The sequence below is a fragment of the Flavobacterium urumqiense genome, assembly GCF_900108015.1.
Lineage (GTDB): Bacteria > Bacteroidota > Bacteroidia > Flavobacteriales > Flavobacteriaceae > Flavobacterium > Flavobacterium urumqiense.
On sequence record NZ_FNVP01000025.1, the window covers coordinates 1 to 2,295 of the forward strand.

The following is a 2,295-nucleotide window of genomic DNA, read 5'->3' on the forward strand; positions in this document are numbered from 1 at the left end:
TAATCGGTATTTTGTCCCAACTGTAAAGAGAATTGAAAATTTAGAATTCTTACTAAAAAAGGTTTCGATACATTTCTATTGTGTTGTATTGCATAAAATCCCGAAGTTTCGTGACTAATTTACGTTTTGAATTTGGACACGCAATAGGTCTATTACATTGGAGTTTGTGTTTTTTTGTTCCCTTTAGATTTAGCTGACAGCGAAAAAGAACGTTAGCTATTTTTGTTTTACACTCTGACCCAATTTCTTTGATTACTGATTTTTGATTGCTTTGCCAGTTCGCTCTTTCATGCACGGGTAACGATTCGTGATTTCAGCTGTTGTAGTTGACCTAGTTTTAGTTAACAACACCAAATCAGGGCGGCGCTTAAAAAAGAATAGGCAAAGAATATTTGCAATCGTTACTCTTCATTCTAAAATCTTTTACCTTATTGATATTGCTCCAGCTCTAAAGAGAACCGAAAATGTCGCATACTTTTTCCATGCTTTTTTATATCTCATTGCTATTTGTCCCCTATTACATATATTTGTACGTTAAAAAGACAGTTTTGTTAAAATATTTAATATTTCATGGAATTATATAAAAGCAAAATGGCTAAATTGCAATTCTAATCAGAAATAGCGACATGTTATCAGTAGGCAAAATGCATTTTGAAATATCAGAAAGGAAGATGATTCTTCGCCTTTTTGATATTTTATCTATTTTGTTGGCTTTGTTTGTCGTAGGGCACTTTTTTGAATTTGACTATTTTAGAATTATAACGGCTGATTTTTACTGGACTCTTGTTTTAGTTATTTATCTCAGTCTTTTTGGTACTATATTCGAAATGTATAATCTTCAGGTGGCCAGCAATCATTTTCAAGTTTCGAGAAGTGCTATTCTCACTGCCACTACTACGGTTTCCATCTATCTGCTGACTCCTTTTTTTTCTCCTGAATTGCCATCTAAAAGAATACAAATCTTTTTGTTCTATTTGGTTGTCTTTATGTCTTTGTTTTTGTGGCGTATGTTTTATGTGAAGTTTCTGGCATCTAACCGGTTTCTTCAAAACGCGTTATTAATATGTGATCAGGAACAGGTAGAAGAATTAATTCTAGGCTTGGAGAACATTGACCCACATTATAAAATTGTTGCTTTTGTTAGTGCTGATACTGCCGAAGAAGATACGACTGCCTATCACTATGTACAACAAATAAAAAGAGAGGCTTTATTTTTGTTTGTAAAAGAAAATTCTATTTCTGAAATTGTGATTGCCTCCCAAAAAACGGAAGGCATTACTCCTGAACTGTACCAGCAACTACTTCACTTATTAGAGTCGGGGAGTATCATCCGGGAGTATACCCAAGTGTATGAAAGTAAAACACAGCGCATTCCGGTTCATTATATGTCTAAAGATTTTTACCGCTATTTCCCTTTTAGCAGAAGTAATCACAATAAGCTGTATTTGTTACTAATACGGTTTTTTGAAATCGGTGTTTCCGTACTTGGATTGTCTGTTGGAGTGCTATTGTTTCCGATAATAGTAGTAGGTAATGCGATAGGGAACAGGGGCAAGTTATTTTATACCCAAGAACGGGTGGGCAAAGATGGGGTCGTATTTGAAATTTTAAAATTTCGGACGATGATTTGTAATGCCGAAACTAATGGAGCCGTTTTTACTACAGTCAATGATTCCAGAATAACTTTTTTTGGGAAATTTTTAAGGAAATCCAGAATAGATGAATTTCCTCAATTTATCAATATTTTGAAAGGGGATATGGCCGTTATAGGTCCACGTCCGGAACGCCCATTTTTTGTCAAAGAAATAGCTGAAGTGATGCCTTTTTATGAAACCAGACACATTATAAAACCAGGTTTAACGGGTTGGGCTCAGGTTAATTATTCTTATGGTGATACGATTGAAGACAGTTTGATAAAGTTGCAATACGACCTTTATTATATCAAACACCGAAGTGTTTTTCTGGACCTGAGTATCGCTTTTAAGACTATTACCACGGTGTTGTTTTATAGGGGGCAGTAGTAGTAAGCGAAGTTCGATTTTCTATTACGGATGCTCGATATTCCTTATAATTGTTGTTCATTGTTCTAGGCTCAAAGGGGGTAATTGACATGTGGATTTTAATATAAATAGCCTTTATGTTTTTATAATAGTGATGATTTGTAATCATATAGCTAAGGAATGTCGTTCTCTCAAAACAAACTGTACCTATAAAATACGTTCTCATTTTGTAATTTTTTGAACCCAAAAACGACAATGATTACGGGGTGGTATTCCCCTCTTGAGAGGGGCTAGG

At 34.7% G+C, this 2,295-nt stretch carries 1 protein-coding gene; it reads left to right on the forward strand.

The genetic code is table 11. From position 1 onward, the window contains the following. Positions 1-626: 626 nt before the first annotated feature. Positions 627-2,021, forward strand: a complete 1,395-nt coding sequence (locus C4S35_RS15380) for an exopolysaccharide biosynthesis polyprenyl glycosylphosphotransferase (RefSeq protein WP_104001029.1) — start codon at positions 627-629, stop codon at positions 2,019-2,021. Positions 2,022-2,295 lie beyond the last annotated feature (274 nt).